This window comes from Bradyrhizobium sp. 25ACV (assembly GCF_054863005.1).
In genome coordinates, this window is record NZ_JAVAYO010000002.1 from 343,210 (window position 1) to 357,323 (window position 14,114).

Genomic DNA, 14,114 nt, shown 5'->3' on the forward strand with positions numbered 1-14,114 from the left:
CTCGGCCGCACCGAGACCGCAATCTACGGGAAGGCGTCATCCGAGGGCATCTCCCTCAGTCCCACAAACCAAAACCCCTACAATCGCAAGAAATGATGGACTTCGCCGGTATGCTCCAGTGAGCGCATTAAGCCTTGAAGCACTTGGGCCGAACGCAATGGCAAAGTTGCGCCTGCACAAGGCGGCTTCACGGCTCGTCGGCGCTGCGACAGCGCTGATCACCGGGATTGCCGTGGTAAACGCGGCCGATTGCTCACGTAAGGATGCGCTTGGCACTTCGCGCGTGCTCCTTGTCGATGCAAAGACTTATCCCCGGGTCGGCTTGAAGAGCTTTCCGCAGACCTTGCCGTTAGCCGATCATGAGGTCGTGCTCACGTTCGATGACGGGCCGAGGCCCCCAAACACGCAGAAGGTGCTGGCCGCGCTCGCGCAAGAGTGCGTACGAGCCACCTTCTTTCTCGTCGGCAAGTCCTCCGCCGAATTTCCCGAACTTGTCCGGCGGATCGCCGCTGAGGGTCACACCGTCGCGCACCATAGTTGGTCGCATCCGATGATGTCTCAGATCAGCTTCGAGCAGGCGAAGGAAGACATCGAGCGAGGAATCGCGGCCGATGAGATGGCGCTCAACGGCGTGTCGACCCAAGTGCCCTCGACGCCGTTTTTTCGCTTTCCCTATTTCGACTCGACGCCTGCGACGCTCGATCTTCTGCAGTCACGTGGCATCCTCGTCTTTAGCGCCGATCTTTGGGCGGCCGACTGGGAAAACATGACCCCGGAGCAGGAATTGAAGAAGCTGATCGAGCAACTCGAGATCACCAAAAAGGGGATCATTCTGTTGCACGATCCGCAGGCGTGGACGGCAGCTATGATGCCCGCGTTTCTGCGCTACCTGCACGACAATGGCTATCGGATCGTACACTTAGTGCCGGCTGCTGCCTCGGCCCAGACGCGCGCCGACGGAGCTCATTGATGGTGCGCGAGCGGCTCTGAGTTCCGCTCCGGAACCGCGGATTACGTAGAGTGCGGCTGCGTCCGCCTGCAAAGAGGCGATCTCTTCGCACTAGCCGCCCTCGAAATCACCCATCGCCCCCCGATAATCGCCAGTCGCACCTGCCAGGCGCCGTCCTCAATTAGGACACGCGCAATTCAAATTGGAACACAGCCATTTGCCTAGCTGAGCATGTTTCGACGCTCTGATGCAACGACCAGAAGGAGGGGGCCGAGCTTTCCTCCGGACTATTTCGGACAGTTGAGCCCCTCAGGAAACAACAACGCCGCTCGCTTGAAATGAGTGCGAGCGGCGTCGCTCCAGCCCCGGGAGGATGATGCAAAATCCCGGTCGCCACTAAACTAGCATAACCTGTGCCAAAATAAATGTTCCGAGACGGGACACACGCGGCGGCAGATGAGAACGTAACATAATAATCCGCGACCATAGTCGGCGCTCTGCGCCGAGGTCTCCTCGCGTGTCAGGGAACGTTTGGAGCGGCATGGGGCCTGATGCGGAAGTGCTATCGTGCCCTCAGTGCACTGGCGAGGCGGTCAACACCGTGTCGGATCTCTCGTGCTTCAAGTGCGGCGTAGCCGAAAACAAACCCTGCTCGCCGTTTCGCGCTTCCCGGCCCATTTTCGTATAGTCCGGAAACAGGATAAATGCCGACGCCTCTGTGCCGGGCGTTTCGTGCGGTTGCGTCCTCCTGCGCCGCATCGAGTTTCTTGAACCAGGCCACCACATGGAGCCCGGCCTCGGAACCCTGCACTTCGATAGCGTCTCCAAAATGTTCAACGAATGCCTCAAGCAAGGCTGAGCGGCGCTGCGCGTTCTTTCGCCGCAGCTTTCTCACGTGCCGCTCGTAGGCGCCCGAGTGTAGGAAGTTGGCCAGCGCCGCTTGCTCAAGCGCCGGCGAGTGCCGATCGGTAAGGCGCTTGGCCGTGCGGAAAGCGTGGATGAGTTCTGGCGGAACCACGACATACCCTAGACGCAGCAAGGGCGAGAGCGTCTTTGAGAGCGTTCCGAGATAGATGACGTGAGCCGCCTCATCGAAGACATGCAAGGGCTGAATGGGACCAATATCGTATCGGTACTCGCCGTCATAGTCGTCCTCGATGACATAGGCTCCCACCTTGTCGGCCCACTGCAGCAATTGAGCACGACGCTGTGCTGAGAGAACGTGACCTAACGGAAATTGATGTGAAGGCGTCACGTAGCAAAGCCGAGCCTTTTTGACATCCTTAAGGGCTTGTGTCTGCAAGCCTTCTTCATCGACCGGGACGAATTGAGGCGTAGCCCCCGCACTCTCAAAAACATGCCGGGCGGCCCAATAGCACGGCGTCTCAATCACGAAGCGATCGCCGGGATCGAGCAATATCCGCGAGCACAGATCGAGACCCTGCTGTGATCCGTTGACGACAATGATCTGGTCGACGCCGCAGCGCAGGCTGCGCGCACGCCACAGATAAGCTTGCAGCGCTGTTCGCAGCTCCATTGATCCCTGCGGGTCCTGATAGCGCAGACTGCGCGGACCAGGCGTCGTCAGGACTTTCGTCAGAGCGCGGCGCCAGGCCAGACTCGGGAAATCGGCAGTCGCAACATCGCCATAGCGAAAGTCGATCCGCAGGGGCTCGGTCGCGATCGGCGGGCCGGACAATTCGAAGAGCCGTCGCCCGAACGCCGATAGACGAGCGGTTCTTGGCGCCCGCTTGCCGCCTGCCTGCGACCGGCTCCCCGATCGAAGCGCAGGCGCAACGCAGGCCCGGCGACCCTGCCGCGTCTCGATGAAGCCTTCCGCGAGAAGCTGCTCGTAGGCGGCCGTAATCGTGGTTCGAGAGACTCCAAATTCGGCCGCGAGGGCGCGGGTCGAAGGAAGCTGGTCGCGCGGTCTGTAGACGCCATCCTCGATCTGCGCCTTCAATGCTTCATAAATTTGCCGCGCCCCATTTGGCTTATGGCACCGCTTTCCTGTCTCGGACTGGCCCACCAATATCGCTCCAAACTGGCCCTTCAAAGCGGCCTGTGTGCGGCCTAGATCATCGGGCCTCAAGATCCGATCGAGGTGTTCGGATGCGGAGGAGTTCTAGCAATGTATATGCCGCCAGCCTTTCGCGTCGAGGACATCGCCGAGATTCATCGGACCATGCGTGAGGCCCGCTCGGCAACCCTTGTCACTGCAACCGAAGAGGGGCTGATCGGAACGCTAGCTCCGATGCTTCTCGACGAGACGGAGGGTCCGAATGGCACGCTTTACGCGCACGTGGCAAGGTCTAATCCACAGTGGAAGCTGCAGCCTTCCTGTGAGGCGATGGCCATCTTTGGGGGGCCTGAAGCCTATGTCACTCCGTCCTGGTACGTGACGAAGCAGGAGACGCACAAGGTCGTGCCAACGTGGAACTACGTTGCGGTACATGCCTACGGTACGATCGAGTTTTTCGATGATGCGGATCGGTTACTCGACCTCGTGAGACGACTGACGGACCTGCACGAGCAATCGCAAAAGGACCCCTGGGCAGTCGCGGATGCTCCGGCTGATTTCATCCAAGCGCAGCTCAAGGCGATCGTCGGCCTGCGCATGCCGATCACAAGGTGCGACGCCAAGCGGAAGATGAGTCAGAACCGCAACGCAGCGGATCGCGCCGGCGTCATCGATGGATTGTCGAGGAGCGATCGCCCTGAAGACCATATTGTGGCCGCGCTGATACCCAGAGGATGACGCTGGACCCTGCCGGGACGAGGTGAATGATAGTCGATTTTCAACCGTTCTTGCTGTTCTTGGGAGCTGCGCTCCTGGTGGCGATCACATCAGGACCCGGGATATTCTACGTCGCGGCACGAACGTTCGCAGGTGGCCGTCCGCGTGGTCTGGCATCGAGCTTTGGTACCGGTGTTGGCGGTCTTGTGCATTTTAATGCCGGGGCGGTCGGCATTTCTGCGCTCGTGATGGCGAGTGCGGAAGCCTTCACTATGCTCAAGCTCGCCGGAGCCTTCTATCTGATCTGGCTTGGCTTCAAGACACGGAAGCCGAGATCGTCGACCCGGTCGGGCTGGAGACAGTCGGTGTCGGACGGGCATTTCGGCAAGGCATCATTGTTGAGGCGCTGAATCCGAAGACGGCTGCATTTTTTCTCGCCTTCATCCCGCAATTTATCGACCCAACCGCCGATGTCGCCCGGCAGTTCGTCATCCTTGGGACCATTTCAGTTGCGCTCAACACTGCTGCCGATGTGGTCGTGACCCATTGGGCCGCCAAAGCAAGAGCGGGCCTGGCGAAGCGACCGTCGACCCTCGCCAAAATGCGACAGGTATCTGGTGCAGCTATGTGCACGCTGGGAGCTTCACTCCTTATTGCGCGGCGGGCTGGTTGATCACCGGGCATCCATTCTGCCGCTACCGCCTGTCTCCGACGTTGCGGCACAATCTTTCGGCTTACTGCTCAGGAAAGACGACGCCATCTATGAAGACCACAGCGTGCATACGTTGCTCGCCTCGGGTCGCGCTAGTCTGACGAGAGTGGATGTGCGGCATGTGGGTGGTCGGTTCGCTCCGTCGCCGTAACAACCGGTCGCCAACCTTCACATCCCGAACAGCTCGGACATGAGTCCTGAATCAGCCGAACGGCAAGCCGCGTCAGCGTTTTTGGATTTGTTTCGCCGCCCGCGGCTAGATTTAAAATCTTTTCGGCAAGGCATGCTTTTAAGGAAGACGTCCGCGCTGGTTCCGGCATCATTTGGACAGCGTTGTCCAGGACGCGTCTCAACACGGCACGCAGGTGAGCATCTGAATTCGCAGCTGTCATGGGGCTAATCCAACGGATAAAATCTGTGCGCGTTGGCTTCGGCTCTCAGCCAGTGTTCCTGAGAAGATCCGTCGAAGCCCACCGTTCGATAGTCCCGTGTCGTCTAGTGATTGGTGCAGTCGGCTTGGTTGCCGTCACACCCGACACATACAAGAAACATGTTTAGCGGAGGTGACATTGAAGCTTGAAATGAGATTTCTTTGTTGGGTTTGCTTTGTCCAAAACGAAGTCGAGGGTGAGTTGTGTAACGACCGACCGAATCCCAGCAGATCGTGCGGCCTGCAGCTCCGCTCAAGAGCACGTGGTCGAGGTGATCAATGAATCTCCTTGCGACGGCATTTTTCTGCGTAAATTATCCGAACCGGCCGAATAACGTCGAATGCAAGCAGCTCGTTTGGGTAAGGGCGACATCACGCGGACGCTTATTCGGCAGCAGAGTCGTTTTCCCAATAACTGCTCAGAACCTTGTCTCACTGGAGCAGCGAAGGCCAGGGCATGCCTATCCAACGTGGCGCGATGCGGCGAGCCGAGGCCGGCAGGGCGCCCGTTTTTCGACAACGCCGTCTGAACCGGAGACACAGCCTGTGTGGGTAAAGGTAATGGCGGAGGCGAGCTCTACCACACCACCCAGGCGTCCCTCACAAGAGTGACGTAGTCAGCTGTTCGTCGATGCCCCGACTGACGCAGGAACGCATGACATGACCCACAGAAGCCAAACCAAGCGCGCCGCGTTCGACCGGGCCTTTCATGATGGAGAACGTCGGGCCAGTCTAGACCGTTCCGAGCTCGCTGCGATGTAAGGCCCGCAAAACTGGACGTCGCCGGATGGTGCAGGAGTTCGGCATCATGTGACGGCGTGGTATTGGGTCCAATCAGCCAGATTAGGTTGGAGGTGAGAAATGTCAGCCCCTCGGCAAACAGCTCTGACAGCCGAGCCGGCTAGTTCTCCGTCCGGTTGGCCGGCACGATGATCCCTCGTGTGGCCAGGCAGTTTAGCACCGTATCGGCCAGGCGCTCCGGCTGCTGGTTCAGGGTTGTCAAATGGATCTCCGGCGCGCTCGGCGCCTCGTACGGCGCATCGATGCCGGTAAAATTCTTGATCGTGCCTGATTTCGCCTTGGCGTAGAGCCCCTTCGGATCGCGCCGCACGCATTCGCCGATCGGCGTGTCCACAAAGACCTCGATGAATTCGCCGTCGCCCACGAGATCGCGCACCATGTCTCGCTCGGCCTGGTAGGGCGAGATGAACGAGCAGATCACGAGCAAGCCGCTATCGACCATCAGTTTGGCAACCTCGCCGGCGCGGCGGATGTTTTCAACCCGATCGGATTCGGTGAAGCCGAGATCTCGATTGAGACCGTGCCTGAGATTGTCGCCGTCCAAGAGCATGGTGTGATACGACATCGCAAATAGCTTCTGGTCGACGAGGTTGGCGATGGTCGATTTGCCCGCGCCGGAAAACCCGGTAAACCAGATGATGCAGGGTCTTTGGTGCTTGAGAGCGGCGCGCTCCTTCTTGCCGAGTGAGAGCGGCTGCCACGCTATGTTGGCGGCACGCCGCAAGGGGAAGGCAATCATGCCAGCGCCGACGGTCCGGTTGGTGTCGCGGTCGATCACGATGAAGGAACCGGTGCGCCGATTCGCTTCATAAGCATCGAACGCTGCCGGCAGTGCGGTTGCAATGTTGCAAAAGCCGATTTCATTGAGGCTCAAAGTGCGGGCTGCCACGTGCGCGCCGGTGTTGACGTCGATCCGGTATTTCATCGCGGTGATGCTGCCGGACGCAATCGATTGCGTGCCGATCCGGAAGGCATAGGACCGGCCCGGGACCATATCCTCCTGGTCCATCCAGATCAGGTGGGCGGCAAACTGATCAGCGACCTCCGGTCGTTCCGTCGGCTTAGCGATGATATCTCCGCGGCAGATGTCGATCTCGTCAGTCAGCGTAATGGTCACCGCATCGCCGGCTTCCGCGCGCACAAGGTCGCCATCGTACGTCACGATCTGCTTGACGCGCGAATTGCGTCCCGATGCCGGAACGACGATTTCGTCGCCGACCGCAATGCTGCCGGAGACCACCGTTCCAGCGTACCCGCGGAAATCCAAATTCGGCCGGTTCACCCATTGTACCGGGAAGCGGAAAGGCAAGCCGGCCGTCTCGGACTGGATGTCGATATTTTCGAGATAGTCCAACAGGCAAGGGCCGTGATACCAGTCGGTATTGCGGGACAGGCTGATGATGTTGTCGCCGTATCGTGCGGAGATCGGGATAGCCGCGATCGACGTGAAGCCGAGGTTCGAAGCGAGATCGACATAATCGTCCACGATTCGATCAAACACTTCCTTGCGGTAATCGACCAGATCCATCTTGTTCAGGGCCACGATCACGTGCCGGATGCCCAAGAGCGAGCAAATGTAGGAGTGGCGCTTGGTCTGCACCAGGACGCCTTTGCGCGCATCGATCAAGATGACCGCGAGCTGGGCGTTGGAGGCGCCGGTCGCCATGTTACGCGTATATTGTTCGTGACCGGGCGTATCGGCCACCATGAACGATCGGCGCGGCGTGGTGAAGAAGCGATAGGCGACATCGATGGTGATGCCTTGTTCGCGTTCGGCCTCGAGTCCATCGACCAGCAGGGCAAAGTCGATATCATCTCCGGTTGTGCCGTGCTTGACGCTGTCGCGCGCAAGGGCCTGCAGCTGATCCTCATAGATCGCCTTGCTGTCGTGCAGAAACCGGCCGATTAGCGTCGACTTTCCATCGTCCACCGAGCCGCAGGTGATGAAGCGCAGCTGATCCTTGCTGTCGGTGAAGGTGAGCTCTCGCAGCGCATCAGTATCCATTCAGAAGTAGCCTTCCCGCTTCTTTTTCTCCATCGATGCCACTTCGTCGGTATCGATCAGCCGTCCCTGACGCTCGGAGAGTGTCGCAACCTGCATTTCCGCGACGATGTCCTTGATGGTGGCGGCGTCAGACTCGATGGCGCCGCTCAGCGGATAGCAACCAAGCGTGCGGAAACGCATCATCTTAAGCTCGGGCGACTCGTCAGGAGCCAAGGGCAGGCGCTCGTCATCCACCATGATCAGCGCGCCATTGCGATGGACCACCCATCGTTTTTTCGCGAAATAAAGCGGAACGACCGGAATGTTCTCCAGCATGATGTATTCCCAGACATCGAGTTCCGTCCAATTCGAAATGGCAAACACGCGCATCGTCTCGCCTTTCCGGCTGCGAGTGTTGAAGAGATTCCAAAGCTCCGGCCGCTGGTTGCGCGGGTCCCAGACATGTCCGTGCGAACGGAAGGAGAAGATGCGCTCCTTCGCCCGGCTTTTTTCCTCATCGCGCCGGGCGCCCCCGAACGCCGCGTCAAAGCCGTAAAGGTCGAGCGCCTGCTTGAGCGCATCTGTCTTCATCACCTGCGTGTGCAGCGTCGATCCGGAATCTATCGGGTTGATGCCGCGCTCGATCCCGTCCTGGTTCACATGAACGATCAGGTTGATGCTGAGACGCCGGGCCGTCTCGTCGCGAAAGCTGATCATCTCGCGAAACTTCCAGGTCGTGTCGACATGCATCAGCGGAAACGGGACCTTCGCCGGATAGAAAGCCTTCTGCGCCAGGTGCAGCATGACGCTCGAATCCTTGCCGATCGAATAGAGCATTACGGGCTTACTAAATTCGGCAACGACTTCGCGCATGATCTCGATGGACTCGGCCTCCAGCCGCCGCAGATGCCGCGGCAGCGTGCGCGTCTGTGGTTGAGTGATATTTTGTGCGTTCACTCTGAACATCTGCGATTCCCCGCGCGGCAAGTCGCCGTTTCGATAATCTAACTTGCCATAGCTCATGGGGCCGCTCTCAGGGTCCGTAACGTTGAACAGCAATCACGCCGATTATCCGCGCGAGCTTTCGAAACTCATCAGATCAAGTGTCTTGCTTACGTGTAGCTTTCGTTTCCGTGCCACGCCGAACGATCGAGAAAGGACAAAGTAGAAAGGTGGCACCAGGAACGAAGCATCTGACCTGAGTGCTCGCAGCCATTGGTTATGAGATGAGGAGATCAAGATCAACACCTGAAGCGGTTGTCTCTATTTAAATTCTGGATGTGCTCCATCGACACAATCGATTTTACCAGTTGTACGAAATGGCGGATAACAAACGCTGAGTTGGAGAAACAGACCACCAGGCCGGTTTGCCTCGTATTCATGTGAGCGCCGTCTCGGATGGCGGTCGTCGGTTCTTGACGCGCCTGTCATCGCGCAGCTTTTCGACGAACGGCATTCATTTGACGTTTTGCAAAAGGCTTCGTGAAGAAATATTGACGCCGCTGTCGACTTGCCTACGCGCAAGTGTTGGGCCGGATTGCTTGAAGCGCATTGTCTATAGAGCAGTCAGCCGCGACAGCACGGTGTGTTCGTCAGGGATGTCAGCCTGCTCATGGCCAAGGTTAACGGCGAATGCCCTCGCCGTAAATGAACCGCCGGTAGCCCTCCTTCTGCCGACGGAAGCTGGTGCGATGTCTTGTAGCATCGCTCCTTCCAGACTGAACTTCGCCCGGCCCCAAAAGGGTCGGGCCCTTTTTAATGCGGCCGGATCCATCTAGCCCTCGGGGGTCAGGGCTCGCAAGCGAGCTCAACGCCTTTCGGCCTGCCCTTGAGACGCATCTGTCCATTCAAGCCAAGACCAGACTATCTATGGCTGGAATCGTATAGCGATCCGCCTTTGTATCCAGGCCGTGGATACATTCGATTATAACAATCGATTTTACCGATCGACTTAAACGCTGGATACTCAGCGCGCCGGTGAATTTGGAACTGAGACGCCGCAGGTCGTCAAGGTCGATTGTCAATTGATGAGGCAGTCGGGCAGCCCTGCGCAATCGGCTGGCCGGCAGGTCTCGATCTTCAAATTTGCGTGCCAGAAGGGTGCATGAGGCAGTCATGACTATGAGTGGGGACGGGTCTACCGAAGCGGCCAGTCGAGCGCCTGAAACGAGCGTATCGGGCGACGGTGCTTTGAGCGCTACCTCTTCGACTTCTCTCGTTTCACTTGCACAGACGCGTCAAAGGTTTTTCGTCGTGCCAGCGAGGACAGGTCCACAGCCAAGGCCAGCTGAACCGCGCGCTGTAGAACACATCGTGCATAGTCCTCGTCGCAATTCGCGTGTCCAGGACCTTAAGCGGAGCATCGAGCTTCAAATCGAAGAGCTGGCAAGGCTAATAAATGACGGCAAAAACGGGCAGGAGGCGACGCAACTGCTGAATGAGCTCACAATCGAGCTTATAACCGCAGCGCTCGGTCTCTGGGTAAACCGCGACGAGCGAGCCGGCGGCGCGGTCATAAGTAGTGGAGTTGGGCGAGTCATACAGGACTACCGCAGCGTATGCGAACCAGAACAGCTATCGGTTTTGGCACGAATCTTTGATGATGCAGTTGCCGCGCTACCGGAAGAAATGCGAACGCCTGCTAACCGAAGGCAGATGGCCGCGCTCATTCTGGGACGTGCAGTCATAGCTGAGTTCGAGCTGGGCTTACTCATCAGGTTTGTAGTCGCCGTTGCTTCTGCCGTTTGATCAAATCTTGCTGCGTCCCATGTGGGTTGGATCGAGGTCGGTTTCGTTGTTTAGAAGGTGATATATGTAAAAATGCACACAGCGTTGCCGACAGGACAGTCACGTAAGAGAAGTCTTAATTGAGGTTCGATACGCCCACTTACGCCGGATTCAATTGGGGAATTAGAAGTATGTGGCGCAGTCGGATATCAAGTCTCGCTCTGGCATTGTCTGTCCCGGCAGCGACAGTTGCGGCTAATGCAGACGTTCTGTCACTTCACTTCTGGGGCGGGCTCGTTCTTGGCGGATTTATGTTGGTCCTTTCGGTCCTGACGTCAAGGAGAGGGCAGGCGTCAGCAGTGACCTTGGACGACGCGATGGCGATCAAGGCGTTCGAAACGATCAAGGACGGTATCACGGTTTATGATGCGGACAAGTGCGTGCTCGCCAACGACGCTGCAGCTCACATGCTCGGGTTCTCCAGTGGAGAAGAACTGAAAGGGTTGAGTATCGCCTCGCTTTCGCTCGATCCTCAACCGAACGGCAAGACTGTTGCGCAGATGTTCGAACAGACCAATGAGGTTGTGACGCGGTCAGGCCATGTCGCGATCGAATGGTGGCTTCGGCGCAAAGATCAATCCTCCATTCCGGTCAGGATAAGTCTTGTTGTTTCGAAATTCTGCGGCCGTCCGGTAGTCGTGTGTGTATGGCAGGATATAACCGACCTGGTTCGTATGCGAGAAGAGAGGCTGGGTCTTGCGACTAGATTTGACAGCGATGTGTCGCGGGTCGTCGACGTTGTGGCGAGCTCAATGCAGGACATGCAAGCGGTCGCATCGGAAATTACAGCTTCAACGGGCGATGTCTGTCTTCGCACTGAAGCCATGACCGAAATGGTGAAGAAGACCGAAGGAAACTCGACCGCCGTTTCTTCGGCTGCTCAGGAGTTCTCGGCTTCGATTTCGGAAATCAGCCGACAAGTTTCGACGGCAGCGAACATTTCGCAAATTGCGCGTGACAAGACCTGGCACGCTGAAGCAACGTTAGGTGAGCTCGTCGCGTCGGTGACGAAGATCAGCAGCGTCGTCCAAATGATCGAGAGCATAGCCTCGCAAACCAATTTGCTAGCGCTCAACGCAACCATCGAGGCAGCGCGAGCCGGCGAAGCGGGGCGAGGCTTTGCAGTGGTGGCTGGGGAAGTGAAGAATCTTGCCGCGCAGGCGGCAAAAGCGACGAGCGAGGTTGACGCTCAAATTCTTGCCATTCAACAGAGGACGGAACTTGCGACTGCGGCGATGAGTGACATCGCCGGTATAATCGACAAGTTGCAGGAGATATCCAGCAGCATATCGGCGGCGATAGAGGAGCAGTCGATCGTGACGAACGACATCTCAAGAAGCATTACTAACATCAGTGCAGATATGCGCGAAGCGTCCCGAGATATTGACAAACTCAACGATGCCTCGCGTGCCTCAGGCTCCTCGGCGGGCCAGGCCGTTGGGAAGATGAAGAATTTGAGCAACAATATCGTTTCATTGCAGGGACAGGTCAGCGACTTCTTGACCAAGATCAGCGCGTAACACTGGTGCGCTCGGTTCAAGTGCAGGTCAAGCAACCAACGCGCCACGAAGTTTGCTGAGTGGCACGTTGGTCGGCCAGGCGCAACTCTATAATCGGATCGATAACCCTTGTCGGCTCAACCGGGCGCGGTTCGTAGGCCAGCTCGGATGCTGATTCGACAGAGTTGATCGAGCGATGCTGTTGCAAACCTCTGTTTCGACGGTAAGGTCGCACTCAGCGAGTGGTACAGGTTGTGGTCTAGCTCTGGGGCGCGACCGGTTGGCGACCTTGCTTTGCAGTTTGCGATGAACGGGATGGCGCGCAATCATGCGGCCGTTTGCATCCACGCCAATACGTCGGCTTCGCGCTGGTGACAATCGTCCATGCTGATCTCACTCGCAATCCGAGCTCCATAGTCATCCCTTCCAACGGCCTGGCGAATTCAGGGTCTTCGTCATCGACCGTGACGGGTCCGCGAAATTGGATGTGAAAAAATATTGCCTCGACATTGACCGCCTCCTGCACGGTACGACGCTCTGATAAATGAGGTGACCTGGGCCCTGAAACGCCACCGGTTTAAGTTGGGGTTCTGTTCTCCAGAGGACACAGACGATGCGTAAAGGCTTGTTCCTGGAAGAGCAGTCCATCAGGGTCTTGAAGCAACATGCTGCCGGTCGATACGCCAGTCGATCATCGCGCTTGATCCGGGCTGCGGCCGGAAGTGGACATTGCAGAAGGGGCCCAAAAGAGGGAAGAAGGATTGGACAGGGGAGAACGAATGACGCCAGGGGGCGTCAAAGGTGATTGACCATCGATCTTCGAGGCAATCATTGTCGCAAATGATGGAAGTCTTGCTTTCAAGTTCTAGCCATGGCGCGGCGGATGCGCGCCATTCAATTCGAGAGAGTAGCCGATGCTGCGCGCGGACCTGATCCGTAGCGTCGCGGCGGACCGCCTCAAATGTCCGCGCAAGCGATAGATTGCCGCCTCAAGCGCATTGGTCGAGACCTCATTGTCGAACGAATAAATGCTATCCTCCAGTGAGGCGCGCGGCACCGTGCGCCCTGCATGGCTGAGCAGATACTCCAGAATGCACAGTTCACGACGCGCGATGCGGAGCGGCCGCCCATCAACCCAAGCTTGCCGGGCAATCGGATCGAATTCGACATTCCCAAATATGATGAGCGGAGCCGTCATTTGCTTTGATCGCCGCAGAATGGCTCGCATCCGGGCGATGAGTTCAACAGTAGACAAGGGCTTTGGCAGGAAATCGTCCGCCCCACCGTTGAAGCTTGCAATTCGGCGATCGAGATCGTTGAGACCGCTTATCACCATCGCGGGCATCGATTTGCCGTTCCGCCTCAATTGCTTCAGCCAGTCCAAGCCGTCTCCATCCGGTAGAGCCAACTCAAGAAGAAGAATGTCATAGCATGCGCAATCAAGAGCTGCCGCCGCTTCGTCCAAAGTGCGTGTCACATCGACGGCGAACCCACAATCCACGAGTGCTCCTTGGACAGCACGCGCAAAGGCGGTTTGATGATCGACCAGTAGCGTTCGCATTTCGTCTTCTTTCGAAACAGTCGTCAACGGCCAATCTATCCGATCCGTCCATCGGCCTATCGGTAGCTTCGGCCATCCGCTGTTGATCGCATGCGTTCTCGGCAACGCTTGCGGTAATCTTGGCGTCAGCAGGGAGGCTCCGAATCATTAAAGGGATCGAGGGCCGTGACGATACCCTCGCGCATTTGCCCGCCAATGCTCCCAACGAGACAATATACGTCTTGCTCGAAAACACATGTCGAACCCTGGCGATCCCCAAAACCGGGTCACGTACGCTCCCGACGCTGCAGCCTATAGAGAGGCAGCGACCATTGGCCGGTCCATCCCGGCATTGGCACAAGTCACGCATATGGTGCGAGCCAGGGTGGCCGGCATGGCATTCACCCCGCATAACGAATACCGGCGAAGCCTCGGATGTGGAACTTGAATTCAGATCGTTCTCCCATCCGGCAGGGGCGAGGCGAAGACGGCCATCCCTGCTCTCCAAGTGACCGTCTTGCTCCTGGTGCAAGGCGGATGGCGATGGTTCCCCCGCTCGGCGCATCGGCCATCTCGACGACGTGCCGCCGCGAGGCGCGTGATGAGATTGCTGCGCAACCTTAAGAGCTTGAGACATTCGCGATTCTTGCTAGCTGTCAGGAAGTTTTGGCGCGA

The 14,114-nt window shown here is 57.9% G+C and carries 10 protein-coding genes; 6 read left to right on the plus strand and 4 right to left on the minus strand.

Features of this window, described 5'->3' with window-relative positions; genetic code table 11:
- Positions 1-157: 157 nt before the first annotated feature.
- Positions 158-970 (plus strand): polysaccharide deacetylase family protein, encoded by an 813-nt coding sequence (locus RAD04_RS05400; RefSeq protein ID WP_461622921.1) that lies wholly within the window; start codon positions 158-160, stop codon positions 968-970.
- A gap of 541 nt (positions 971-1,511) precedes the next feature.
- On the opposite strand, the gene pdxR is transcribed toward RAD04_RS05400, so the two are convergent.
- On the minus strand, positions 1,512-2,978 hold the full coding sequence (gene pdxR / locus RAD04_RS05405; protein WP_461622922.1) for a MocR-like pyridoxine biosynthesis transcription factor PdxR: 1,467 nt from the start codon (positions 2,976-2,978) through the stop codon (positions 1,512-1,514).
- 102 nt (positions 2,979-3,080) lie between these two features.
- Between pdxR and RAD04_RS05410 the strand changes: the two genes are divergently transcribed.
- The 3 genes from RAD04_RS05410 to RAD04_RS05420 are packed head-to-tail and all read left to right on the plus strand — an operon-like array spanning position 3,081 to position 4,359.
- The gene (locus RAD04_RS05410; RefSeq protein ID WP_027545469.1) at positions 3,081-3,707 is read left to right on the plus strand and encodes an FMN-binding negative transcriptional regulator; all 627 of its coding nucleotides are present in this window, start codon (positions 3,081-3,083) and stop codon (positions 3,705-3,707) included.
- 26 nt (positions 3,708-3,733) lie between these two features.
- On the plus strand, positions 3,734-4,096 hold the full coding sequence (locus tag RAD04_RS05415; protein ID WP_306417042.1) for a LysE family translocator: 363 nt from the start codon (positions 3,734-3,736) through the stop codon (positions 4,094-4,096).
- Positions 4,093-4,359, plus strand: a complete 267-nt coding sequence (locus RAD04_RS05420; RefSeq protein ID WP_461623171.1) for a LysE family translocator — start codon at positions 4,093-4,095, stop codon at positions 4,357-4,359. Before RAD04_RS05415 ends, RAD04_RS05420 begins: the two co-directional genes overlap by 4 nt.
- A gap of 1,370 nt (positions 4,360-5,729) precedes the next feature.
- Here RAD04_RS05420 and cysN read toward each other — a convergent pair.
- Together cysN and cysD are read right to left on the minus strand one after the other, a co-directional pair.
- Positions 5,730-7,634, minus strand: a complete 1,905-nt coding sequence (cysN, locus tag RAD04_RS05425) for a sulfate adenylyltransferase subunit CysN (RefSeq protein ID WP_461622923.1) — start codon at positions 7,632-7,634, stop codon at positions 5,730-5,732.
- On the minus strand, positions 7,635-8,579 hold the full coding sequence (gene cysD / locus RAD04_RS05430) for a sulfate adenylyltransferase subunit CysD (RefSeq protein WP_461623172.1): 945 nt from the start codon (positions 8,577-8,579) through the stop codon (positions 7,635-7,637).
- 1,347 nt (positions 8,580-9,926) lie between these two features.
- Here cysD and RAD04_RS05435 point away from each other — a divergent pair.
- Both RAD04_RS05435 and RAD04_RS05440 read left to right on the plus strand, forming a co-directional pair.
- Positions 9,927-10,361 (plus strand): NolY, encoded by a 435-nt coding sequence (locus RAD04_RS05435; RefSeq protein WP_461622924.1) that lies wholly within the window; start codon positions 9,927-9,929, stop codon positions 10,359-10,361.
- A gap of 356 nt (positions 10,362-10,717) precedes the next feature.
- Positions 10,718-11,920 carry a methyl-accepting chemotaxis protein gene (locus RAD04_RS05440; protein ID WP_461622925.1) on the plus strand — a complete coding sequence of 401 codons (1,203 nt, stop codon included), beginning with the start codon at positions 10,718-10,720 and terminating at the stop codon, positions 11,918-11,920.
- Positions 11,921-12,764: 844 nt separating this feature from the next.
- On the opposite strand, the gene RAD04_RS05445 is transcribed toward RAD04_RS05440, so the two are convergent.
- A complete protein-coding gene (locus tag RAD04_RS05445) occupies positions 12,765-13,460 on the minus strand; it encodes a response regulator (RefSeq protein ID WP_461623173.1) in 696 nt (231 codons plus the stop codon).
- Positions 13,461-14,114: the final 654 nt, after the last annotated feature.